This is a genomic window from Spiroplasma endosymbiont of Dioctria linearis (assembly GCF_964030865.1).
GTDB lineage: Bacteria > Bacillota_I > Bacilli_A > Mycoplasmatales > Mycoplasmataceae > Spiroplasma_A.
Genome location: NZ_OZ034984.1, coordinates 627888 through 654069, shown reverse-complemented (window position 1 = coordinate 654069; position 26182 = coordinate 627888). Strand labels below are relative to the sequence as shown.

At 25.7% G+C, this 26182-nt stretch carries 22 protein-coding genes; 19 read left to right on the top strand and 3 right to left on the bottom strand.

The genetic code is table 4. The annotated features are described in order from the left end of the window. Window positions 1-90: 90 nt before the first annotated feature. From AAHM84_RS02765 to AAHM84_RS02755, 3 genes are all read left to right on the top strand, one after another. On the top strand, window positions 91-1536 hold the full coding sequence (locus tag AAHM84_RS02765; protein ID WP_342258422.1) for a hypothetical protein: 1446 nt from the start codon (window positions 91-93) through the stop codon (window positions 1534-1536). 9 nt (window positions 1537-1545) lie between these two features. Further along, window positions 1546-2472, top strand: a complete 927-nt coding sequence (locus AAHM84_RS02760) for an ABC transporter ATP-binding protein (RefSeq protein WP_342258421.1) — start codon at window positions 1546-1548, stop codon at window positions 2470-2472. Window positions 2473-2588: 116 nt separating this feature from the next. Beyond that, window positions 2589-5306, top strand: coding sequence for a DEAD/DEAH box helicase family protein (locus AAHM84_RS02755; RefSeq protein WP_342258420.1), 2718 nt, complete (start codon window positions 2589-2591; stop codon window positions 5304-5306). Between the two features lie 10 nt (window positions 5307-5316). On the opposite strand, the gene AAHM84_RS02750 is transcribed toward AAHM84_RS02755, so the two are convergent. Further along, window positions 5317-5871, bottom strand: a complete 555-nt coding sequence (locus AAHM84_RS02750) for a DNA-3-methyladenine glycosylase I (protein ID WP_342258419.1) — start codon at window positions 5869-5871, stop codon at window positions 5317-5319. A gap of 232 nt (window positions 5872-6103) precedes the next feature. On the opposite strand from AAHM84_RS02750, the gene nusA reads away from it, so the two are divergent. From nusA to rbfA, 5 genes are read left to right on the top strand one after another with little or no spacing between them, the layout of a single operon-like run. Further along, complete coding sequence (gene nusA / locus AAHM84_RS02745; RefSeq protein ID WP_342258418.1) at window positions 6104-7453, top strand: transcription termination factor NusA; 1350 nt, start codon at window positions 6104-6106, stop codon at window positions 7451-7453. Window positions 7454-7462: 9 nt separating this feature from the next. Further along, window positions 7463-7732, top strand: coding sequence for an RNase P modulator RnpM (gene rnpM / locus AAHM84_RS02740; RefSeq protein ID WP_342258417.1), 270 nt, complete (start codon window positions 7463-7465; stop codon window positions 7730-7732). Then, window positions 7723-8031 (top strand): 50S ribosomal protein L7, encoded by a 309-nt coding sequence (locus AAHM84_RS02735; RefSeq protein WP_342258416.1) that lies wholly within the window; start codon window positions 7723-7725, stop codon window positions 8029-8031. Before rnpM ends, AAHM84_RS02735 begins: the two co-directional genes overlap by 10 nt. Before the next feature lie 16 nt (window positions 8032-8047). After that, window positions 8048-9913, top strand: a complete 1866-nt coding sequence (gene infB, locus AAHM84_RS02730) for a translation initiation factor IF-2 (RefSeq protein ID WP_342258415.1) — start codon at window positions 8048-8050, stop codon at window positions 9911-9913. Window positions 9914-9915: 2 nt separating this feature from the next. After that, window positions 9916-10260 (top strand): 30S ribosome-binding factor RbfA, encoded by a 345-nt coding sequence (gene rbfA / locus AAHM84_RS02725; protein WP_342258414.1) that lies wholly within the window; start codon window positions 9916-9918, stop codon window positions 10258-10260. A gap of 33 nt (window positions 10261-10293) precedes the next feature. On the opposite strand, the gene AAHM84_RS02720 is transcribed toward rbfA, so the two are convergent. Next, complete coding sequence (locus tag AAHM84_RS02720; RefSeq protein ID WP_342258413.1) at window positions 10294-10968, bottom strand: hypothetical protein; 675 nt, start codon at window positions 10966-10968, stop codon at window positions 10294-10296. A gap of 97 nt (window positions 10969-11065) precedes the next feature. Here AAHM84_RS02720 and AAHM84_RS02715 point away from each other — a divergent pair, with 97 nt between their 5' ends. From AAHM84_RS02715 to AAHM84_RS02695, 5 genes are all read left to right on the top strand, one after another. Further along, window positions 11066-11782 (top strand): RsmE family RNA methyltransferase, encoded by a 717-nt coding sequence (locus tag AAHM84_RS02715; RefSeq protein ID WP_342258412.1) that lies wholly within the window; start codon window positions 11066-11068, stop codon window positions 11780-11782. A 2-nt stretch (window positions 11783-11784) separates the two neighbouring features. Beyond that, window positions 11785-12966 carry a hypothetical protein gene (locus AAHM84_RS02710; protein WP_342258411.1) on the top strand — a complete coding sequence of 394 codons (1182 nt, stop codon included), beginning with the start codon at window positions 11785-11787 and terminating at the stop codon, window positions 12964-12966. Between the two features lies 1 nt (window position 12967). Further along, a complete protein-coding gene (locus AAHM84_RS02705; protein ID WP_342258410.1) occupies window positions 12968-14302 on the top strand; it encodes a hypothetical protein in 1335 nt (444 codons plus the stop codon). 135 nt (window positions 14303-14437) lie between these two features. Further along, complete coding sequence (locus AAHM84_RS02700; RefSeq protein WP_342258409.1) at window positions 14438-17425, top strand: lipoprotein; 2988 nt, start codon at window positions 14438-14440, stop codon at window positions 17423-17425. 164 nt (window positions 17426-17589) lie between these two features. Then, the gene (locus AAHM84_RS02695; protein ID WP_342258408.1) at window positions 17590-20562 is read left to right on the top strand and encodes a lipoprotein; all 2973 of its coding nucleotides are present in this window, start codon (window positions 17590-17592) and stop codon (window positions 20560-20562) included. Window positions 20563-20694: 132 nt separating this feature from the next. On the opposite strand, the gene AAHM84_RS02690 is transcribed toward AAHM84_RS02695, so the two are convergent. After that, on the bottom strand, window positions 20695-21225 hold the full coding sequence (locus AAHM84_RS02690) for a hypothetical protein (RefSeq protein ID WP_342258407.1): 531 nt from the start codon (window positions 21223-21225) through the stop codon (window positions 20695-20697). 117 nt (window positions 21226-21342) lie between these two features. On the opposite strand from AAHM84_RS02690, the gene truB reads away from it, so the two are divergent. The 6 genes from truB to AAHM84_RS02660 all read left to right on the top strand — a co-directional run bounded on the left by truB (window position 21343) and on the right by AAHM84_RS02660 (window position 26109). Further along, window positions 21343-22263, top strand: a complete 921-nt coding sequence (truB, locus tag AAHM84_RS02685) for a tRNA pseudouridine(55) synthase TruB (RefSeq protein WP_342258406.1) — start codon at window positions 21343-21345, stop codon at window positions 22261-22263. Continuing rightward, window positions 22256-22993, top strand: a complete 738-nt coding sequence (locus AAHM84_RS02680) for a hypothetical protein (RefSeq protein WP_342258405.1) — start codon at window positions 22256-22258, stop codon at window positions 22991-22993. The genes truB and AAHM84_RS02680 overlap by 8 nt, the downstream gene beginning before the upstream one ends. A 121-nt stretch (window positions 22994-23114) precedes the next feature. Further along, window positions 23115-23381, top strand: coding sequence for a 30S ribosomal protein S15 (gene rpsO / locus AAHM84_RS02675; RefSeq protein WP_342258404.1), 267 nt, complete (start codon window positions 23115-23117; stop codon window positions 23379-23381). 146 nt (window positions 23382-23527) lie between these two features. Then, on the top strand, window positions 23528-24205 hold the full coding sequence (locus AAHM84_RS02670) for a hypothetical protein (protein WP_342258403.1): 678 nt from the start codon (window positions 23528-23530) through the stop codon (window positions 24203-24205). A 195-nt stretch (window positions 24206-24400) separates the two neighbouring features. Next, entirely contained in the window at window positions 24401-25321 is a 921-nt protein-coding gene (gene miaA / locus AAHM84_RS02665) for a tRNA (adenosine(37)-N6)-dimethylallyltransferase MiaA (protein ID WP_342258402.1), read from the top strand. Window positions 25322-25356: 35 nt separating this feature from the next. Then, window positions 25357-26109: a hypothetical protein gene (locus AAHM84_RS02660; protein ID WP_342258401.1), complete on the top strand. Its 753-nt coding sequence runs from the start codon at window positions 25357-25359 to the stop codon at window positions 26107-26109. Window positions 26110-26182 lie beyond the last annotated feature (73 nt).

Genomic DNA, 26182 nt, shown 5'->3' with positions numbered 1-26182 from the left:
GTTTTGAGGTCCATGCAGTTTTATTTTGTTAACTCTATAGAAAATAAACTCTTGTATTTAGTTTTAGCAAATCAAGTCTCAAGAGTTAAAATGCTAACAAGTCAATATACTTTAATAAATATTGTGGTTCTATTTAATTTAGTAATTTCTACTTTATTAATTACTCTATTTGGATACTTATTAACAGAAAATTTTAATTTAATTGCAAAACTAAATTTAGCTTTTTTTCTCTATTCATTTGTATCTTCACTTTTTCTAATGGCTTTTATCTTACTACTTTTATTATTTTCAAATATTCAGTTTACAACAATTATTTGTACACTATTAATATCTATTACTTTTCTTTCAAACATTCCTCGTCAATTTATAGAAGCAAAAGAAAGTCAAGGAACAATAAAGTTCAATTATAATAATGGACAGATTTATAAAATAAGTGACTTATATGACTCATTTGACTTACAAAAATATGTATTAAACTATCAAATAAAATATCCATATTTATCGTATGCTCTAAATGAATTTATGGTTAAGGAAAATGAATTTACTAAAGAAGACTTTTTTTTGGAAGATTCAATAAATAAAAGAATAAATAACTTTTGAAGCAAACTAAATATCATTAAAAAAGAGGAAACATTAATTACTGGAAAAAATTTAAAGATAAAAAATTTACCTGTTGGTTCAAACATGACTGATCTGAAAGACTTTAAAGCAGATGATTTAATTGATACAGAAATATATTTAAAAAATATATTCATTTCAAAAGATAAATTAGTGGAATTAATAAAAGACACTGAAAAGAGTGATAAGAAATTAAGCTTAATTTTAAGAGATTTAAGTGATTTTCTAGATAGTATTCAAAGCTATCTACCAAATTTTCAACAATTTACAAGTGATTACTTTGAGGAATTTGTTTTTATTGATGAATCCAAAAGTAAAATTTATAAAGATAATAAAACTATAAGCGCTGTATTTAAAAAAAATTACTTAACAAATATTTATAAATATAATTTAAATTCATCAACTTCTTTACAAAGTGGATTGACTTTAAAGTCTGGAACAATTGAAAATTCATTTATAAGAAATGACTTATTTTTTCCTTTAATGCTAGCATCAAGGGTATTGGAAGAGTACTTTATAAATTACACTAGTAAGTATATTGTTGCTTCCAAATACTCAGTTGATGTTCAAAATGATGGATGAAATAACTATTATTCTGCAAGAAGTAAATTTGATTTATATAATAATTTAAATTTATTTAATGGTATTTGAAATAATTATACAGAGTTATCAGGATTTTCTTATAAGGATTTTTGATTTAAAAATGGCTCAAAATCAAAAATTGATTTGAATAATCAAAAAAATATGTTTCTAAATTATAGCAATTACACTTTTATATTAAATGAATTTAATATTATAGATAAAAATTCTTATAACCATTATACAAAGCCATGAATATATTTGGCTATTCAAGCTTTATTATCTATTGGATTTTTTGCAATGATTTGTTATCGATATAGCAAATTCGATTTAAGTTAGGATATAAATATGGAAATAAATATCAAAAGTTTTGTAAAAAAATTTAAAACTCATCAAATTGGTGAAATTAATATGGATATTAATTCTCAAAAAATAACAGCTATTCTTGGCTCTAGTGGTAGTGGTAAAAGTGTTTTAATTAATTCCATAATTGGATCTATAAGAAATTTTAAAGGAGATATTTATATCAATGGGGTATCAAGAAAAAAAATATCTCATTATAAAATTAATAAACTAATTAGTTTTTATACTCAAACAGATTTTTCACTATATAGTGTTAATGCTGTCTTCTTTTTAAGAACCATGTGCATAATTCTTGGAATAAATAAAAAGGATAGAGAAACAAAAATTGAGTATTGACTAAAGTTCTTTGATTTATGAGAAACAAGAAATAAAATTATAAGTGAATTCTCATGAGGAATGAAAAATCGTCTAAATTTGATATTGTGTTTTATTAAAGATACGGAAATAATTATTATGGATGAACCAGGAGCAAATTTAGATTCGTATTGAAGAAATAAAATTAAAAACTTATTAATAGATTTTAAGAATCAAGGTAAAACAATCATTATTACTGTTCATAATATTGATGAGATTTCAGATATCATTGATGATTATATTATTTTAGAAAAGGGGAAAAAAATATTTGAAGGTTCAAAAGAAGCATTAAATATTTATTCCAAGTACAAATTATTTATTAAGGATCAATTTGATGTAGAAAAATTTAGAGAGTTTTTATTACAAGAAAATATTAGATCCTTTAAATATGATAACTATGAGAATTCCTTGGTTATAGCTGTTGATAATTATAGGCAGATAAATTATTTATTTTTATATTTAATTAAAAATAATTTACCATTAAATAACCTTATAAAATTACCAATAAATATGGAATCGATTCATAAAGCTCTTGAAAATAACGAACTAATTAAATAATTGTTTTATAATAAAATATAAATTATAGTTATATAATTTACTTGTTTATTAATAAAAAAAGATAACATTTTGTTATCTTTTTTTATTAATTCAAAATATAGGAGCAAGTAAAAATTATGAAAGAAGATAAATTTTTTACAAATAAAGATGAGCAAGAACTTTTAACTGAAATACAAAATGAAATTTTAACATCAGATGAAGTATATTTAATTTATCCCTTTATATCAAAATCTATTTTAAATAAGATTTCATTAACATTTAATTATTGTCAAAAAAATAAAATTTTAATAAGAATAATTTCTACAACATTTGATGATTTATCTCAATTCAATAATTTGCAAGAACTAAAAAAATTAATTGAAAGTTATGACAATATTCAAATAAGGATAGAAGACAATTTAGAGGGACATAGTGAAAGAATACATATTAAAGCAGCGATCTTTAAAAGAAAAACAAATTATAATAGTGCAATAGTAGGTTCTTCTAATTTAACTTATAAAGGAATGATTAGTGGAAGGGAATGAAATATTAAATTTGCTTCAAAAGAAAATAATGATTTAGTTCAAAAAATGATAGAGGAATTTAATTTACTATGAGATGATAATTTGGTTGATTTTTCAGATGATTATGAAAGAGATTTACTAATTCAAAAAATTAAGGAGAATCAAGAGCAAAAAAATATTTTAGAATTAGATAACTCATTTATTTATAAAAAAAGAAATTTATATAAATTTCAAAAAGATGTTATAGATAAGCTTTCATATAGAAGATTTCAAGGAAAAAATAGGCATCTTATTGTAATGGCAACTGGAACTGGAAAAACTTTAGTTTCGGCTTTTGACTTTAAAAGACAATGAGAGACTTCAAATAAAAATCTAAGTATTTTGTTTTTAGCACATCAAAAAGAAATTATTGATCAAGCTTTAAATACCTATAGAGAAGTTTTGAATAATCCTAATTTTGGAGAGGTTTTATATGATGGTCAAATAATTAGTGAGAAACCTTTACATCTTTTTGCAACCATCCAATCTCTTTCAAATAAAATAAATAATTTTTCAAAAAGCCAGTTTGATATATTAATTTTTGATGAAGCCCATCATATTGCAGCAAATTCTTTTGAAAAAACTTTTAATTTTTTTCAACCTAAACAAATTATTGGTTTAACTGCAACACCTGAAAGAGAAGATGGAAAAGATATAAAAAAATATTTTAATAATGAATTTGCTTCTGAATTGAGACTATGAGATGCTATTAATCAAAAATTATTATGTCCTTTTGATTATTACTGTATTGATGATACTTCCACTGACTTAAATGGAGTTGATATAAATTCAGATAGGGAAATATTTAAAAAAATTAATACACAATCTAGAAATGAATTATTATATAAGACTATTGAGAAGTACTTGGGTATATATGCCAGACCAACAGCTTTAATTTTTTGTATCACAATAGAACATGCCAATATTATTTCTAATTTTTTAAAAGCAAAAAATTTAAGGGCAGAATCATTAACAGCTGAAAATAATAAAGATAGAAAAAGAATATTGTATGAATTTAAAACTGGTAGAATAAACTATTTATGTGTAGTAAATATTTTTAATGAGGGTATAGATATACCAGAGATCAATACAATAATATTATTAAGACCAACAAATTCAAAAACTGTTTATTTGCAGCAATTGGGTAGAGGTCTTAGAAAGACTGAATTAAAAAATAAATTAGAAGTATATGATTTAATATCAAATATAGATAATAAATATGATCTTACTTTAGGAATAAGAAACCTATTTAGTTCTCAAATAATTGGAACAAATTTTAATGTAATTAAAAAGGGACTACCTTATAATTCAACAATAACATTAGAAAAACATACTGAGAATATAATTTTGCAAAGTTTAAAAAAATGATATGGAAATAAAAATATTATTAAAAGTAAAGTTATAAAATATTATAAAAAATATGGTAGTGATTCTTTAGAAAAAATAATTAACAACTATGAATTCTCTTTACAAAATTTTTATAATGCTTTAGATGATCTATTTTTAAAAACAGCAAAGGAAATATCAAAATTTAAAGATAAAGAGAATAATACAAACAGAAATAAAAATATACTAAAACAATTTATTTTTTTAGATAATCATCAAATAATAAGTTATTTCTTAAATCGTTTAGAGGGAAAAATTAATAAAAAGAATATAGATCTAGACTTCGATAATTTACTTATGACATCCTTTTTATACGAGATAACAAGTATGGAAAAGTTTTTATCTTTATATCCTAATTATTTGGAAATAGACGATCTTGTAGAAGAATTTATTATAAATAATAAATTAATAGTAGAAGAACTAATTTTAATTTTAAAATATAAATTAAAACATGAAATTTTGAACTATAAAGGAAATTTTGATAAGTTATTATCAGTTAATTCTACTTATACTGTAAAACAATGCTTATCAGTTTTAGGAAGAACTAATTTTTTACATTATAGAGATGAGATGAAAGTGCTAACTTTTCAAGCTGGTTACTTAACTTTTGATAATTCAAAACAACTTATTTTAGCTGATGAAGACTCAACTAGTTATGGTAAATTAACCAAATATAATAAAACAACAAATAAATTTTATTGATCTATTCCTGAGACTATGTCAATAGAGCATAAGATAATTAGGGATTTTAGTAATGATTCTATTAAGAAATTCTTATTTCTTCATGATAAACAAAATTATGAACAGAAAAATATGTTTTTAAAATTATATAAATTTGTAGGCATAGGAATTTATAATAAAATGTTAAATGAAAAATATCTAACAGCAGAATTTGATGTAAATTAATCTTTATTCTCTAATTTTTAAATGAACAATAATTATAGTGGTCATTAACAATTCCAATTGCCTGAAGAAAGGAATATACAGTTGTCTTTCCTAAAAATGAAAAACCTTTTTCCTTTAATTCAATACCTATTTTTATTGATAATTCAGAAAAGGAAGGGGTAATTTCTTCATCTTCAATTGAGTTGTTGATTATTTTATTATTTGTAAAAGACCAAATGAAATTACTAAAGCTTTCATAATTTTCTTGAATCTTAATAAAAGCTTTTGCATTATTTATAGCAGCCTTTATTTTTAACCTATTTCTTACAATTCCTTGATTTAGTATTAATTCTTCTCTCTTTTTTTCATCATAAAGAGCAATTTTATGATAATCTCAATTATCAAACGCTTCTCTAAAATTCTCTCTCTTTTTCAAAATAATATCTCAACTTAGTCCAGCTTGATTTATTTCTAAAATAAGCATTTCAAAGAGCAATTTATCTTCATAAATTGGTTTAGCTCATTCATTATCGTGATATTGCTGATTTAGTATATTTTTATTAGCTCATTGACATCTTTTTTTCATTGCTTTATTTCCTTTTTTTATTTAAATACAATCAAATTATATATAAAAGGTCTATGCATTATTTAAAAATAAGCTTTAATTTAATTTTTTTACTTAAATTAATAAAAAAATACAAATTTTTAGATAATTTAGTTATAATTAAAGTGTCATATTTAAAGTAAAAGAAGACGCAAGTCTTCTTTTATATTTGTTAAAAACATAATTGACAAAATTTATAGGAGGATTAAAAGCCATGACAGATGGTGCAAAACTATTAGATGCGATTTTTGAAATCGTACAAGATAAAAAAATAGACAAAGATATTGTTTTGGAGGGTATTAAAGAAGGTTTTCAAAAAGCATATGAAAAATCATTTGATCCTGAAGCAACAGTAAGAGTAGATATTGATCAAAATACTGGTCAAGTTAAGGTATTTAAAATTTTAACTGTTGTTCAAAAAATAGAAGATGAATGATTAGAAATTGGCTTAAATACAGCTAAAGAGCTTTATGGAGAAAATGTTTCAATTGGTGACAATGTATATGAACCAGTCGAATTTCAAGAAGATTTCTCAAAAATAGCTGTAATGCAAGTAGGACAAATTATTAAGCAAAAAATTCGTGAAGGTGAGAAAAATAAAATTTATCAAGAATTTTTATCAAAAAATCATGAAATTGTTGGTGGATTTGTTAAAGATATCACAGAGAATAGTTATTTAGTTGATATTAACGGTTCAATTATTCCAATTTGAAATAAAAAAATTATTCCAGGAGAAGATTTTGATATTGATGATAGAATTTGTTTCTATATTGAAGAAGTTTCAAGAGATAACAAGCATTCGCAAATTCAAGCTTCAAGAATTCATCCAGAATTTTTAACAAGATTAATGGAAACTGAAGTTCCAGAAATTTCTGAGGGAATAGTTGAAGTTAAATCAGTTGCAAGAGAACCAGGACATAGAGCTAAAATTGCTGTATTTTCACACGAAGAGGGTGTAGATCCAATTGGAAGTTGTGTTGGTGCATCAGGAAGTAGAATTAAAAATATTACTAAGGAATTAAATGGTGAAAAAATTGATGTAGTTTTATGAAATGAAGATAAAAAGACATTTGTAATGAATTCATTAGCACCCGTTAAAGTAATTAGTATTGATATTATCGAAGAAAACAATGAGTGTTTTATAGTTGTTCCAAATGAACAATTATCATTAGCAATTGGTAAAAAAGGGATGGCAGCTAGATTAGTTGCAAATCTTGTAAATATGAAAATTAATATTTTCTCATTGGAAAATGCCAAAGAAAAAGAAATTGAAATTAAATGAAATGGAAATATTGATGAAGCAGAATTAAGTAATCCAGATTTCCTAAATAAAGTTAACAAAAGAAGAGAAAAAACTGCAGGTAACTTTAATAAAGATAAAAACTTTATCAAAAAACAAGAAGAAGCAGAAGAAATTGCTTTTATTGAAGAAGATAAATCAATCGATGAAATTCAAGCATCAATTGCAGCATTTGAAAGTCTAAGTGAAGAAGATAATACTTTTGAATTCGAAGAAAGTATTGATAATGTTGATGACAGTTATGATTCATACTATGAAAAATAGTTTTAAAAAATGTCAAAAGATATAAGTCTTAGAAAAGATGCTGCATCTAATAAAATGTATCCAAAAGTTGAATTAATTAGAATTGTTAAAAATAAAAATGGTGAAGTTTTTATTGATAATACAAAGAAGGCTAATGGCAGAGGTGCGTATATAAGACCAACTATAGAAGCACTTGAAAAAGTAAAAAAAACTAAAGCTTTAGAAAGAAATTTAAAGACTAGTTTGGGAAATGAATTCTATGAAAAACTTTTAGAAGAGGTAAAATTAAATTGGGACTAAATATAGATAAATTATTAGGTTCTTTAGGAATGATTTCATCTGCAGGTAAATTAGTTTATGGAGAAAAACTCTTTGATCAAATTAAACTAACTAAAGTAAAAATTGTACTAACAACTTCTGACATGGGAAAAAGTCAATTAAAAAAAATCAATGATAAGGCAAAATTTTATAATGTCAAAATTATTAATAATTTACTTAATTCCGAACAATTAAGCAAGGCTATTGGAAGAAACAATATTAAAAGTATTGGAATTAATGATGATAATTTTGTAAAGTTAATTTTAAAAAACATTGAATAAGAAAGGAGAAGTAGTTATGGCAAAAAATATAAAACAAGAGAATAATAAGAATCAACAGTCTAAAAATAAATCTAAAGCACATAGTGCAAATATAAAAAATCAACTAAAACAAACAACAGAAACTGGTTTGATTGATGGTATTTTTGTTTATACAGAACCGTTATCAATTGCGGATTTTGCAAAGAAACTAAATAAAGGACCAGCAGAAATTGTAAAATGATTTTTTACTAATGGTTCAATGGTAACTCAAAATCAAATTCTCTCAGAAGAACAAATGGGTGAATTATGCATTGAATTTGGCTATGATTTTAAAAAAGAGACTACTGTTACTAAGGAAAATATTTTTGAAACGTTTAATGAAAAAGACGATCCAAAGGACTTAACAGCAAAACCTCCAATAGTAACAATTATGGGTCATGTTGACCATGGTAAAACAACATTATTAGATTCAATTAGAAATGCAAATGTTACAGATGGAGAGTTTGGGGGAATTACTCAACATATTGGTGCTTATCAAACAACAATAAAGTCAAATAAAATTACCTTTATTGATACTCCTGGACATGAAGCTTTTACAGAGATGCGAGCAAGAGGAAGTGAAGTTACTGATATAGTAATTTTGGTAGTTGCAGCAGATGATGGTGTTATGCCTCAAACCGAAGAAGCAATTGACCATGCAAAAGCAGCTAGTGTTCCAATTATTGTTTTTGTAAATAAAATTGATAAACAAGGTGCAGATCCAAATAAAGTTAAAATGGAATTAATGAATTATGGAATTGTAGCAGAAGAATATGGTGGCGATATTCCATTTATTGAAGGTTCTGCAAAAGGAAAAGTGGGTCTAGATACATTATTAGAGACTATCTTATTAATTTCTGAATTAAAGGATTTAAAGGCAAATGCTAATAAATTTGCAAGAGGAACTGTTATTGAAGCTAAATTAGATAAAAATAGGGGTCCTATTGCAACAATTTTAGTACAAGATGGTACTTTAAAAATTAGAGATATTATTATTGCTGGGGGAACATTTGGAACTATTAAAGATTTAGAAAATGAAAATAAGGCTAAACTTGTTGAAGTATCTCCAGGTCAACCAGCAGTTATTATTGGTTTAAACGAAGTTCCTAAAGCAGGAGATAAATTTATTGTTGTTACTGAAGAAAAAATGGCAAGAGATATTGCAAAAGCTCAGTTTGAAAAACAACAAAATGAAGCAAGACAAAAAAATCAGACATTCACTTTAGATTCAATTAAAAATAAAATTGAATCTGGTGAATTAAAATCAATTAATTTAATTTTAAAAGCTGATACTCAAGGTACAGTTGAAGCTGTTCGAAATTCAATGCTAAAAATTAGTATTGAAGGAGTAAAAATTAATGTAATTCGTGCAACAGTTGGAGCAATATCAGCAAGTGATGTTACATTGGCTTTGGCATCCGACGCACTAATTTATGGTTTTAATGTAAGACCAACATCACAAGTTAGACAAAAAGCGGAAGAAGATAGTGTGCAAATAAGATTGCACAATATTATCTATAAATTGATTGAAGAAATAACAGAAGCTGCTACTGGTATGTTAGATCCTGTTTTTGAAGAAAAATCTCTTGGAGAAGCTCAAGTAAGACAATTATTTAGACACTCACAAGTTGGAACAATAGCAGGATGTAGAATTATGAGTGGAGTTGTACCACGTTCTTCAAAAGTTCATATTTTAAGAGATGGAATTGTAGTTTATAGTGGAGAAATATCTTCTTTAAAAAATAAAAAAGAAGATATAAAAGAAGCTAAAGAAGGACAAGAATGTGGTATTACAATTAAAAACTTTAATGATCTAAAAGAAAATGATATTATAGAAGCATATAAGGTAGAAGAGGTGAAGTAATTATGGCAAATGATATAAAAATTGAAAGAAATCAATCAACTATTTTGAGAGAATTAAACTTAATTTTGCAAAGAGAATTTCCAGATAGTGAATACTTAAATTCACTCACAATTCATGAAGTGAGATTATCAAATGACATGGGTCATGCAAAGATTTTTTATTCATCAATGGATGTTAATTCAAATAAAGATGAAGTAAAGGCTGAAATTGAAGAGAATTTAAAAGAAATAAGAATGATTCTTGCAAGTAAAGTTGAAATGAGAAGTGTGCCAGAATTAACATTTGAATTTGATAAAACTTTAGAAAATGCTAATAAAATTGAAAAAATACTAAAAGATATTAAATAGAAAAAACCTGCATAAAATGCAGGTTTTTTCTATTTATTTTAGCAATTTTTCAGTTAATATTTGAATTCTATTAGTAGTGAGTGTGAATAAAATAATTGCAAATAGATCAAATACCATAAAACTTAGTCATGAGTGAAAAAATTTAAATATTCCATATATTTCACCATATTCAATATAGAATCTTAAATAATTCAAAAATGCTGAGCTTAATGGCCCAAAAATAAATACTAACATTCCTGAGAATATTAGAGAAATACTTCTATTAAAAGAGGCATTTTTACTATAAACTCGAAATACTTTATCGTATATTAATCAAAAAAGTACTACTCAAATTGCTAATCCAATTCCAGATGTTAACCTAAATAAGGGACTATAACCTCAGATTAGAAATTGCAGTAGACCATCTAACAAACCTATTATCATACCCCAGTATACACCTACCACTTGGAAGCTTATAGCAATAACAAAGTATTTTAGGACAAAGCCTAGATTTACTCCAGTAATATATAATGGAATAATTACATTTATTAAACTAACAGCTGTGGACATACTTAGTAACAAACTGACAAGAGTTATTTTTAGAGTCTCACTCTTAAATCTTGTATGTCTGCTTGACTTCTTTAGTTTGCTGAATTCATAGTCAATATCAATTGATTCCATTGTTTGAATCAATTCTTGCTCTTGACTATTTTTATCAGTCATCTTCATTGTCAAATTCTCCTTTTAAACAAACAACTTTATAGAATTCAAATAATATTCACCTCAATAAATATTATATTATAATATATAGAGAATTGGAGTTATTATGCATAGTTTCTTTTTAGATAAAATTGAGAAAGATTATTTTGAAATAACAAATGATGACCTTCATCATATTAAAAATGTTATAAAATTAAAAGAAGAAGAGCAAATATTTTGTATTTATCAAGATGAGAAGTACTTATGCAAGATTTTTGAAATAAGTGAAAAATCTTGCAAAGCAAGAATAATATCAAAAGAAAATTTAATTAAAAAGAACTATAAAGTAAATTTGATTTTGGGTATTATTAGAGAACAAAAATGAGACTTTATTCTCCAAAAAGCTACGGAACTTGGTGTAGATAATATTATTCCTGTTGAATTTAAAAGAAATGTTGTAAAAATTGATGTCAAAAACGAACAAAAAAAGATAACTCGTTGATATGCAATTTGTGAAAGTGCTGCAAAACAATCAAAAAGAGTTGATATTCCAAAAATAAATTCAATTGTTAGAAATTTACAAGAATTGGAATATTATAAGGCAGACATTAATTTAGTTTGCTGAGAAGAAGCAACAAATGAGTTCCTTAAAAAGGAAATTATAAAGAAATTTAAAACCATTAATATAATTATTGGACCTGAGGGTGGAATTGATGCTCAAGAAGTAAAAAAATTAAATAAAATAGGTTATAAAAGTATTGGTTTGGGAGAAAATATAATGAGAGCTGAAACAGCTTCTCTATTTGTATTGAGTTGCTTAAATTACGAAAAAAGTGGGGGATAATTATGGATAAAATTTCAAGTAAATTAGTTACAGCTGATATTGAACAAATTAATAATCAGCTAAAAAAAGTTTATATTGATAATAAATTTAAGAAATTTATTGATAAAAACATTTACTATTTAAAGACAAAATTAAAAGATATTGTCCAATTAAAAACTCATGGTAGTTTTGCAACAGGAGAACTTTATAATTTTGATAAAGAACTTAATATTGATTTACTAGCAATAAAATATGTAAACAGAAATATGTATAAAACATATGAAAAAGAAATTGAAACAAGAGAACATTTTGATGATTGTTGAATTTGTGAAATTAATAAAGAAATATTTAAACTTGTTACTAATTTTTACAAAGTATCAAATGATATTAAAGTTAGTTGAATTGTAAAAAAATATAGATGTAATAGTCCTAAAAAAATAGTAACTTTTGCAGACTCAATAAAAATTACTTTCTATAAAGAGGGAAAAATTGGTTTTTCAATAATTATTAGAACTGCGCTTAAGCATAATGAATTCCTACCAATTATTTGTAATAAAACAATGTATAACAGATCATTTACATTAGAGTATGTGAAAAGTTTTCGTACGCTAAATAAGCTGCTAGTAAAAAAACTACAAATTCTTTTTTACTATGTAAGAATAAAACTTAGAAGTTCATTAACTAGACAAGAACGTTTGTTTTTAAAAATAAGTATTATGTCTGAGATACAATATGATTTAACTAAAAATATTTACCTACAAAGATGATTAGATTTTGGTTTTGACTATAATTTTTCAAGTAAAAAAGAGGTAGATAATGTTTTAGACTCAAAATATATTTTTTATAAAAGAAGTAAAAAAATTGCAAAAACTTATAATTCTTTTAAATTAAAAAACTTAAGTTGAGTTTTTCATAGAACATATCCAAGTATGCAAAAATTTCTAGAAAAGTATTTTCACTATATTAATAAATTTTTAGAAAATAAGGAAAGAAATATTAATGGAAACTTTTTCTTTTGATATGACTCTGTTGTATATTTAAAAAATACTAAAGGTTCTACAACTATTTCCATAAAAAAGGAAAGTCAAAAATATGATAATTTGGATTTACAAATTCATTCAAGAACAATTTATCCAACAAATAAAGAAAATGGTTTATTTTTAATTTTTTTACAGTACTTTACTTTTGAAATAGAAAGAGATTAATATGAAATTAAATAAAGATATATGAAAATTTAATAAAACAGTAAAAATCTTAACTCTAGAAGAGCAGACATTTACAACTAAAATAAATTCCTATTTTAAGGAATTAAAACAACTTTTTTTAAATGAAAAAATTCATTTAAAAAAAGTTGGTGATTTTGCATATCATTCATATATGAAAATAAATAATGTAATTAATCTTGATCTTTGTGCAGTTAAATATCTAAGTGCTTCTTTAATTAAAATATCAGATTTAAGTGAAACAATATTAAGAGTTTCAAAAACATATAAGGTTGTTCCTGAAATCCATACAGATAAGAATTATATAAATTTAGTTTTCAATTATAAAAATGTAAAGATAAACTTTAGAATTGTTTCTGTAATTGCTAGCATGGTAAATAATGAATCAATATACTGGGTAAATCGTAATGGAATTAAAGAAAATGATATAGTATTAAAACTAACAAAGGATTTTAAGAATGTTAATAAATTAAGTTCAGGATTATTAGTTAATTTAAAAAGACTTATAAACTACACAATGAAAAATGAGTTTAATTATTCATATGATGCAGACTATTATTTATTAAGGTGATTTAATGAATATGTTTCAAAATCATTAGAGTCCTTTATTTATGAGCGATATATAAAAAGAGAGTTAGAAATGAATATCGATCAATTTATGAAAACTGAGAATTTAAGGAAATGAATAAAAAGAAACATTAGTTTTTTTGATTTAACTAATTTTATTTTTATAAAATTGGACTCAATAAATACTTATTACTTTAATCAATTTAATTTTGAAAATGAGGAGATTTTTGAAGGTATTTCTCGATATTCAGTAAATACTAACTCAAATTTCAAATTACCTATTGATTACTTATCTACTATCAAACTATTTGATACTAATTTGATAGAACATAAGACATATATTCAAAACAACTTATCGAATGAAAATGGAGTCTCAAATACCTCATGAGAAAAGTTTAAAAATTATAGACATAGATACATAGTTTCTCCTGTTATTCAAAGCGGTGTATCAAATTATGCTATGTTTCAAAAATGATTAACTTTAAAATCAAATGAATTATATGGTCAATTAAACTCAGATTTAAAAAGTGAAATTAAATCTAGAAAACAAAGAGAAGCAATGACAGAACTTAATGACATTGCCAATCAATGACTTACAAAATATAATACAAAATTAAAATATATGCAGCCTTATTTTGATAGAAAATATCCTTTTTATTCAAATTATCAAATTGAGCAGCTGGTTTCTTTAATAATTGAGTCTATTAATAAAATAGGTGAAGAACAATGAGTTATAAAAAACGATAATTAACTCTAAAATTATTTTAGCTTTCATATTTTAACTAAAATATTTTTATATCTTAAATGTTCCTAATTATGACCTTTCTATTTTATATAATTAAATTAATAGTACAAAAAATAATGATATAAAAAGGATGGACAATCTATGAAAAAATTATTAAATTTATTAGCAACTGTAACTTTATCAGTTTCAGCAGGATCTTCTGTTGTTGCTTGTACAAGTAACTTAGATAAAGATGATAAAGACTATGAAACTGGAGCAAAATGAAAAGGTAATGGAGCTATTAATCAAGAGGTTTCTAAGCTAAAAGAAAATAGCATTAAAAAGCAAATCTCTAAGGATTTGTTGATAAAAAATACAAGTATTAAAAGTTCAACATATGCTACTATTGAAGAAAAAGATAGATCTTCTTTAGCAAATAAAGATATTTTAACAGTTAATGATGGGGAATTTGTATTTTCACCTTATGCAGATATGGGAATTGTTGAAGATACAGCAGAGTACTTGATGAAAGAAAAAGGTAAAAGTCAGGGAACTAGAGATGTTGCAGAAAAAAGTTTAAAAAACAATGTTGTTTATAATGACTTAGGACAAATTGCTGAAGACTCAACAGTTATAACTAATGATTCAGAAGTAACATTAGGATTTATGCAAAATGCAGCAGACACAGGTGAGTTAGTTCCGATGTGAAATGCTGGTCCATCAAAAGGAGATGGTAAAGGAATCTTAGCTGAAAAAGGCAAAGAAACTGAATATGCTCAATGATTTAATGACAGATACAGAAATTGAACTGGGCAAGATAAAAATGGAAGTGAAAAAATAAAAGGAAAAGGTGGGCAATTAAATCCAGAAAATGTAAGAATTTCATTTGGACCTTTTGCTAATTCATTGTGACATACAGCATGACAAAATAACAAGACTCCAGAAGAGTTAGCGCAAGTTATTAAAGCAGTTGGATATAGATACGATACTAAAAAATTTGATTTCTATTTTGCAGCACCATATTTATCAGCTAGAGGAGATTATGCTGATTCACAAAAATTATTAGCAAGTGCTTTAAAAATATTAATTGAAAGTGACCCAACTTATGATTTTCAATTATCACTTGTAATGTCAACAAAAGATGGAGTTGCATTAGCTCCTGGTTTTGGAGAACATGGTCAAGTAAACTTAAATTTAATAGGTGATGAGATATATCCATTATATAACTTTACAAAATATTTAGGAATGAACTTTAGATTAAATTTAGTTACAGGTTACTTAACTGTACCAAATGATGTTAATACTGATAGTGATTGAGAGTTAGAAATTGTTAAAAATGGAGCTTTACAATCAGCACAAAATTGAAATAAATTAAATAATATTATAAATGGTGTATCAAAAGATAAAAAATTTGTAAATAAAAGAATTAAAATCACTCCTTGAATTGGAAGAAGAGCTGAAGCAGCAGCATATAACTTTACACCTAAAAATGCAGCTGATTTAAGAGTTTGAGCAAAAGAACAAAACTTTGGTGGTTTAGGAATGTTTTATATATCAAGAGATGTACCAAGTGAATTTTTAGACAATGGCGCAACAGGTCCTGCACAAGCTGACAGAAATGCACTAGATCAAAATATTAGATCAGGTACAGGTTTTGAACAATTTACATATGCAAAAGCTTTAAATGGAACAATTTCAGGTGAAACAGTACCAGTAATTGAGGAAAAAGATAAAGATGGAATTAAAAAAATTGGTGGAATTGATTATCATGAAGATATTCTAGCTAATACATCTTTGGATAATTTAGAAACTGGTGGTAGTTGAGAAGGCCCTTCATGAGAAGGTGGTGGGGGAACAAACCCTGGACCTGGAACAGGTGGAGGAAATGGTGGAGAGGTTATTGCACCTCCAACTGGACCTGGAAAAAGTCTTTATACAAAATGAAGTGAGTCAAATCCGAATAGAACTTCTTCAATTACTAAAAAAACAAAATCTAACAGTTTTACTTATTTTTCTCCATATTTAGATGCTGGATTATATGAAGGAAATAATATGCAAAATATTACTTCTAGTGTTAACGGATTTGATCACCTAACACTAGCCTTTGTACAACAAGTTAATAACCATGGTGACTACTTAGATTTATCAATTGCAGGTAGTGAAACAGGTACTGAAGGTTTTGAGTGATGAGAAAACAGTCAATTCTGAGGTAAAATTTTAGAACCAATGGCAAAGCAAAATAAATTTGAAAATATTAAAGTGGCTTATGGTGGAGCAACTACAGGTGGATTTACAGATAAAAATCCTTGAACTTTAGCAAATAAATTGTTTGCTAAAAATACACTAACAGCAAAAGAAGAACTTAAAAAATCTTTAATTGGCTATCAAGAATCATTAGTTAATTTAGCTAATAAAAATGGTTATAAAGATGTTAATATGCCAAAAGCAATTGACTTTGATATTGAAGGACATGCTCAAGAATTAGATGAGGATAATAGATTGTTGGCAGCAACAATTGCTGAAATGAAAAAAGAAGATAAGGATTGAGATTTCTCATTAACTTTACCAGTATTGCCTACAGGTTTAACTTCTGTTGGTTATCGTGTAATGAATATATTTGTTGAAGAATTTAAAAAAGCAGGATTAAGCCAAGCTGATATACCAGTTGTTAACTTAATGTTAATGGACTATGGTGATCCGATTTATGTACAAGCTATCAAAGATGGATTAACTAACTTTGATTTAGCAAAACAAGCAGTAAATGCTACAAAAAATAACTTAGCAACTTCAATTGAAAGTAATTATGGAAAAGTTTCAATTGGTAATGAAGGACTTTATAAATTAATTGGGGCAACTCCAATGATTGGAGTTAATGATACAGTTTGAGGTGTATTTACTGAAGAAGATGCAAAAGAATTGTATAATTGAAGCCACAATGTTGGTTTAGGATATATTGGAATGTGATCAATGAATGATGATAGAGGATTAGATGTTCATACTAAAAAGCCAATAAACAAAAGTTTATTAACTCATGGTTTAGCTTATTTGGAAGAATATGACTTTGCTAGAGCCTTTACTGGAGATTGAACAAGTTCATTGAAAAATCCTAAGCCAGAACATAAAATTGCTAAAAACAGGTATAAACTCTAGTTTAAAAATCAAAAACTCTTTTAAAAAGGAGTTTTTTCTTTTATAATGATATTTATCCTTATAGAAATATTTTTAATTTATAAAAATATTTTTGAAAAATAAATACTTTTTAGATATAATAAAAATATTAGTAATATTCTATACTAAATGGATAAGGACAAAATATGAAAAAATTATTAAATTTATTAGCAAGTACAAGCTTAGTTGTATCTGCTGGTGGTTCAGTTGTAGCTTGTGGAAATGTAATGGATGCAAAAGACAAAACTTTTGAAACAGGTGAACAATGAAAAGGTAATGGAAACATAAATAATGAAATTAATACTATAAAACAAAATAGTGTTAAAAAGCAAATATCAAAGGACTTATTAACAAAAAATACAAATAAAAATAGTTTAACTTATGGAGTTATTAAAGAAGAAGATAGATCTTCTTTAGCAGGTGTTGAAAAATTAACAATTAACTCTGATGAGTTTATTTTCTCTCCCTATGCAGATATGGGAATTGTTGAAGATACAGCAGAATACTTGATGAAAGATAAAGGAAAAAGTCAAGGTACAAGAGCTGAAGCAGAAAAAAGTTTAAATGGAAAAAATATTATTTATAATGACTTAGGTGAAATAGCTGGTAAAGAAAATGTTATTACACAAAATTCAGAAGTAACATTAGGATTTATGCAAAATGCAGCAGATACTGGTGATTTAGTTCCAATGTGAAATGCTGGACCTTCAAAAGGTGATGGAAAAGGAATTTTAGCTAAAGAAGGTGAAGAAACTGAATATGCTAAATGATTTAATGATAGATATAGAGATTGAACAAAAAAAAGTTCTAAAACAAAAATAACAAGTCATAATGATGGTGGGAATTTAAATCCAGAAAATGTAAGAATTTCTTTTGGACCTTTTGCCAATTCTTTATGGCATTCCGCTTGACAAAATAATAAAACTCCAGAAGAATTGGCAGAAGTAATTGAAAATGTTGGAAAAAAATATGGTACTAAAAAGTTTGATTTTTATTTTGCAGCACCGTATTTATCACGTCAAGGAGATTACTTAGATTCACAAATACTATTGGCTAGTGCTTTAAAAATTTTAATTGAAAAAGATTTAAGTTATGATTTCCAATTATCACTTGTAATGTCTACAGAAGATGGTCTTGCATTACATCCTGGTTTTGGAGATAAGGGAGTTAATAATTTAAATTTATTAGGTGATGAAATTTATCCTTTATATAACTTTACAAAATATTTAGGTATTAATTTTAGATTAAATTTAGTTACAGGTTATCTAACTGTGCCAAATGATGTTAATACTGATAGTGATTGAGAATTAAAGCAAATCCAAGATGGAGCTTTACAATCAGCACAAAATTGAATGGAAATAAATAAAGTAACAAATGGAGATGAAAAAGATCTAAGTTACATGAAAAAAAGAATTAAAATCACTCCTTGAATTGGAAGAAGAGCTGAAGCTGCTGCTTATAACTTTACTCCAAAAGATGCAGCTGAATTAAGAACTTGAGCTGTTAAAGAGGAATTTGGTGGTTTAGGAATGTTCTATATTTCAAGAGATGTACCAAGTCATTTTCAAGATAATGGATTAACAGGTCCAGCTCAAGCTGACCAAAATGCATTAGATCAAAACATTAGATCTGGCTCAGGTTTCAAACAATTTACATATGCAGAAGCATTGAATGGAAATTTATTAGCAAATGCTATTCCAAAAGAAATTACAGATAAAGAGGAAGTTATTAAGGAGTTAAAGGCTATTGATTATAAAAATGATATTCAAGCAAATAAAGCATTAGACAATTTAGAAAATCCTGGTAATTGAGAAGGACCTTCATGAGAAGGTGGTGGGGGAACAAACCCTGGACCTGGAGCAGGATCTAGTGGAGGAGAAGCAATTATGCCTCCAACTGGACCTGGAAAAAGTCTATATACAAAATGAAGTGATGCAAATCCAAATAGAAAATCTTCAATTACTAAAAAAACAAAAGCAAATAAATCAACATATTTCTCACCTTATTTAGATGCTGGGTTATATGAAGGAAATAATATGCAAAATATTACTTCTAGTGTTAATGGACTTGACCACTTAACATTAGCTTTTGTGCAACAAGTAAATAATCATGGTGATTACTTAGATTTATCAATTGCAGGTAGTGAAACAGGGACTGAAGGTTTTGACTGATGAGAAAGCAATCAACTTTGAGATAAAATTTTAAAACCATTTGCAGATCAAAATACCTTTGAAAATATAAAAGTAGCTTATGGTGGAGCAACTACAGGTGGATTTACAGAAAAAAATCCTTGAACTTTAGCAAATAAATTAAATCCAAATAGTCCTGAAAAAGCAAAAAAAGATCTTAAAGAAGGTCTAATTCGTTATCAAGATTCATTGGTAAAATTAGCTAACAAAAAAGGCAAAAATGTTAAAATGCCAAAAGCAATTGATTTTGATATTGAAGGACATGCTCAAGAATTAGATGAAGATAATAGATTATTGGCAGCAACAATTGCTGAAATGAAAAAAGAAGATAAATCATGAGACTTTTCAGTAACTTTACCAGTATTGCCTACCGGTTTAACTTCTGTTGGTTATCGTGTAATGAATATATTTGTTGAAGAATTTAAAAAAGCTGGATTAGATGAAAAAGATCTACCAGTAGTTAATTTAATGTTAATGGACTATGGGGACCCAATTTATGCACAAGCAATCAAAGATGGATTAACTAACTTTGATTTAGCAAGAGAAGCAGTAAATGCTACAAAAAATAACTTAGCAACTTCAATTGAAAAAAATTATGGAAAAGTTTCAATTGGAAACCAAGGTCTTTATAAATTAATTGGAGCAACTCCAATGATTGGTGTTAATGATACAGTTCTAGGCGTATTTACTGAAGAAGATGCAAAAGAATTGTATAACTGAAGTCATAATGTTGGTTTAGGATATATTGGAATGTGATCAATGAATGATGATAGAGGATTAGATGTTCATTCTAAAAAACCAGTTAATAAAAGTTTATTAACTCATGGTTTAGCATATTTAGAGGAATATGATTTCGCTAGAGCATTTGCAGGGGATTGAACGAAGTCTTTAAAAAATCCAAAACCTGAGTATAGAAAATTAAAAGGATAATAATATTCTGCTTAAAAATAATATTAAAAAACCCTTTCTTTAAAAGGTTTTTTTAATTTAAACAAAATATAAAAAAAGTTGTATTAGTTAGATAATCTAATACAACTTTTTTATATTACTAATAAATTATTTTTATCACTTATCAGTTCCACCATTATGGTCTTTTAATATTTGAGCACGTTTTCTCATATAATCCTTTTCAACTTGACCAATGTTATTATAAACATCTCTACTTGCCTTAATTCTTAATTTTTTTAATTCTTCATCACAATAAACTCATGTAAGTCAAACAATATGAAAATGTCTTAAATATTTAATTTCACTTTCATCATACATTTCATAACTTAAAGCTTGTGCTTCTTTTTGAGCAAAATCCACTCATTTTTGTGGATTAATATTTTCGCTGAATACCTCTTTTGCTAGTCTTTGAAAAGAAAGTGCTTTTTTTACAATTACTTCTTCAAGTGATTGTAGTGTATTTGAAATTTCTTCTATTATTGCTTGATCAAATTCTTCAAATGAGTTAAAGTGATGTTTTAATAAATAAAACATTTTTGTATTAAGATTATTTACAGGATTACCTGAACTATTTAAATGTTCCTTTTCAGAAATAATCTTAAATTCATTTTCAATACTTTTATAAAAATCTGATTTTCTACGCATAATAATCCCCTAAGTTCTTTAACTTAGTATATTATAACATATTTTTAGAAATTATTTTTATAGCAATAATGGGTTATGTGTAATAATAAATATAGGAAATTTTTTGGAGGAAATAAAATGGATGGTAAATCAGGAATACTTTTAGTACGCAAACCAGAAGGAATTACTTCAAATGATTTAATTCAAAATATTAAGCGAAAATTTAATATTAAAAAAATTGGTCATGCTGGAACATTGGACCCTCTAGCAACAGGACTGATGGTAATTTTAATCAATCAAGCAACAAAAATATCAAATTATATTTTAAGTAGTGACAAAAGTTATATTGTAACAATGAAGCTGTTTATACATACTGATTCACAAGATATTACAGGAAAAGTAGTACAAGAAGAGGAATATAAAAAAATTTCAAAGTCTCTAGTAAAAGAAGTTGTTAATAAATATAATGGCTATATTTATGATCAGTATCCACCAATATATTCAGCAGTTAAAGTGAATGGGAAAAAACTATATGAATATGCAAGAAAACAACAGGAAGTTGAAATTAAACCAAAAAAGGTTACTATTAAAAGCTGTGAGTTAATAGAATTTAATCAAAAATTGGGAACAATTAAATTAAATGTTAGATGTAGTAAAGGAACCTATATTAGAAGTTTAGTTACAGATTTTGCAAAGGATTTAGAAACAATTGCAACGGTTTGTCAATTAGAAAGAACATCTTCTGGAGGTTTAAATTTAGCTGATGCAAAAGAGATAGAACAAATAGAACAAAAGGATCTAATGTCTATGTATGATGCTTTAATGAAAAATGAACATACACTAATTGAATATCATAGAATTAGAGATATTAAACAAGGTAAGGCAATTAGTTTAAATGGTATTAATTATCCAATAATTTTTATTATTAATGACTCTAAAGAGGTAATGGCAATTTATAAACATATTGCCCATGACCTTTATAAATGTCAAAGAGGTTTGTGAGATGAGGTTCCTTTAGATCAATTAACTGAAGCTGAAAGGAATGGATATTATGATTAAATATCAAACCTTTCTTAAAAACAGTGAATATTTTAATTTGCAAGAAAAGGGAAATGTTGTGTGTATTGGTTTTTTTGATGGTCTTCATAAAATGCATAAAGCAATTTTTTCTGAAACAAAAAGAATAGCTAAAGAAGAGAATTTTATTTGATCAGTAATTACATTCTCTGAAAAAGTTTCAGATTTTTTAAAGGGAATAAAAAAAACTTTACAGTCAAGAAATGATAAGTATCAAAATATTGAAAGAAATTATAAACCTGATTATCTATTTGAAATTGATGTTAATAGTGAATCTATTAAATTAAATGCCAATGATTTTTGTCTATTTTTAAAGGAAACACTAAATGTCAAAAAAATAGTTGTAGGTGATGATTTTAGATTTGCTTATAAAGGGGAAGGAAACATTTCCTTTTTACAAAACTTTTTTGGAGTTGAAAATATAATAGTTTTTAAAAGAGTTTTAAATATTTCAACCTCACTTTTAAAAGATAATTTAATAAAGGGAGAAATTAGCAATGTTAATAAAATAATAGATGATAACTTTACAGCTAGATTTAAAAAAATTAGTGAAGATAGTTATTTAATGGAAGACTACAATATAGAAATTGCTAATGGCCTTTATTTAGTAGAAATTGATGGTAAGAGTTTAGAAATAAGATTGAAAAACAACATTGTTAAAATACACAGTAAAAAAGATTCATTATATATTGAATTTTTAAATAAATTATAAAAACTCCTTTAAATTTGATATACTTTTTAAGTATTGATGTTTTATCTTTGATTTGATTTACCCTAAATCTTTTCTATGATAGAACAATTTTCAATCAAGGATTAATAGGGGGGTTATAAACATGGTTTCTAAAACACAAATTGAAAATATTGTTAAGGAATTCGGAGTTAATACAAATGACACAGGTAGAGCTGAAGTTCAAATTGCTATTTTAACTCAAGATATTCAAAATCTAACAGAGCACTTAAATTTACATAAAAAAGATATTACTTCAAGAAGAAGTTTATTAAAAAAGGTAGCTCAAAGAAGACATTTATTAAACTTTTTGTTTAAAAAAGATGTTGAGAGATATAAAACAATTATTGAAAAACTAAAAATAAGAAAATAGTGTAGTAAATTATATTATTTTTTTATCTATTATTATTTGAGTAGAATAGTTTTAAAAAATAATGTATAATTAAATCATATTTTGATAATAAAAAATAAAATTATTATTAAAATTTAGTATTTTTATTAGAAAGACGGTGTTACTATATGGCAACTGCAAAATCAACAACAGGAAAAAGTACAACTGCAAAAAAAGCAACAAGTGCAAAAAAAGTAGCAGTAAAAAAATCAACAACTGCTAAAAAATCGACTACTAAAACATTAATTGCAAAAAAAACAACTGCAAAAAAACCTAAAACAACAGCTGTTAAAAGAGCTGCTTCAAATAAAATGAGACCTGAGCATATTCAAACAAGAAAAAAAGTTTCAGATCCAAAACCAGAGAAAATTATAAATAAAGATATAAAATTAACTGATGGACAACAAAAATTTATTTGAGAGAAATCAGATCCAGTTTCAGCAACAAACGCATCTATCTATAGACAAGATATTGCTGGAGCAATTATTAAAGTTAGCGAATATGGACAAGCATCAGAATTCGGTTGAGTTTATAGTTTAATCGATCAAGATGGTGAAAGAGATGATGTAAATAACGTTGTTGCTTTACATTGATTAAATGCAAAAGTTAAACGTAAATTAAATGAAAACTGAGTAGCTGTAGTTACTGGTGGAAGAGATATTTCAGGTCTTTTTAATCAAAAAAAAGAAGTAAAAATTGCTGGTAATCAACTAGGAAAAACAAGAAAAACTGTTTTATTCCAACCTTCAATAGTTGAACCAAGAAAAGTAAACATTAAAATTAGATCAGCAGTAACAAAAAAATAATAAAAAAACCTTATTTATGTAAGGTTTTTTTATTATATAATTATTATGTCCTTAGGGACGCCAAGAATATTTGTTATTCTTTATGTTTGCGTGAGATATTAAAGACCGCTCAATAAATAAGTATTTCCTTTCTCATGCATTTGATAGCGGGTGGGAATATTTTTTTTTGTCAATTTTTGAAAGGTAGTAATAATTATGAATAAAATAATAGTTATAGTTGGACCAACAGCAAGTGGGAAAACAGACCTATCAATTAAAATTGCAAAGGAATTTAATGGAGAATGTATTAACGCAGACTCTACTCAAATTTTTAAAGGAACAGATATAGCAACAAATAAAATAACAACACAAGAAATGCAAGGAATAAAACATCATTTACTTTCTATAAAAGAAGTTAATGAGAGCTACTCAGTAGCAGAATTTCAAAAGCATGCAAGAGAAAAAATTGCAAAAGTATTGGAGAACGAAAAAACTCCTATACTTATTGGTGGAACAGGACTTTATATTAATTCGGTTTTAATGGATTATAACTTTAGCAGTGATGATCATATTGATAATTATGCAAAAAAATATGATACAAAATCAAATCAGGAGATTTGAGATTTTTTAAATTTAAAAGATAGTTTAGAGGCCAAAAAAATTCATATGAATAATAGATATAGATTAATTAGAGCTTTGGAGCTTATTGAACTAACAGGAATAACAAAAACTAAACTAACAAAGGACAATAAAAGGTATCTTTATAATAATTTATTAATTATTGGAATATCTGCCAAAAGAGAGGAATTATATAGTAAAATAAACAATAGGGTACTTAGCTTAATAGAAAAAGGTTTGTTTGAAGAAATACAATTGGCTTATAAAGCTAATAATTTTGACAAAAGAGCCCAATCTTTAAAATGCATTGGAGGTCCAGAAATCATAAAATATTTTGAAAAAGAAATAGATTATGAAAAATGTATCGAACTGATGCAACAAAATAATAGGCATTATGCAAGAAGGCAGTTAACTTGATTCAAAAATCAATTAAATAACGTTAAATGATTTGAACATGATTATAAAAATTTTGAAGACATATCTAATGAAATTATTGAATATATCAGATCAAATCTTTAACTTAAAAATTGAATAACAAGTTAGGAGACTTAATAATGTTGTCTGTTTACGAAAGAGTAGAGAACTTAATTAAGGACAATAAAAATACTACTTTTAAATTAATTGGTAAACAAATTCTAGCAGATTGATCTGTTGGAGTCTTTAAAAGTCAAAGCGAGATTAGCAAAATGTGTTTTGTTTCTTTAGCTACAGCTACACAATTTGCAAAAGCTTGCTATTGTGAAGGATATAAAGAATTATCAATTAGATTAAAAGTAGAATATGAAAATGTTATGCAAAATAAAATAAGAGCAGATCAACCTAATGAAGCTGATATGACAGGGATGAGAGCTGTCATAAACAACTGAGTTACTGAAAATGATGGTTTCTTATATGATTTAGCTAGTAAAATAAATGAAAGAAGGAAAGTATGAATATGTCCATCATATCAATCGATGTATTCAGCTAAATTTTTAGAGGATGTTTTAACCAATGTTGGAATTCAAACCAAAATAATTGACATCTCTATAAATTTAGAAGTTGGGAAACACTTAGAGTTCCATAATGAATTAGTTGTTATTCTTTTAACTGGGAGAGATACTGATACTACAGTAATTGCTTTAGAGTATTTAATAAAAGCCAAAAATGAAATTTTTATTATAACTACTCCAAGTAATATATCAGAGCTACCTGAGATTAAAGAACAAAAACATATGTTAATTAACTTTCAAGATAATAATTTCTTTTATAAGTATAGATGTTATGCATTAATTTCATTGTTCTTTTCATTAAGTGAAAAAATAAGTTAAAAATATAAAATCTTAAAGTGTAAAAAATATTTTAAAAGTATTGACATCTGCGTAGTAATTATATATATTTATT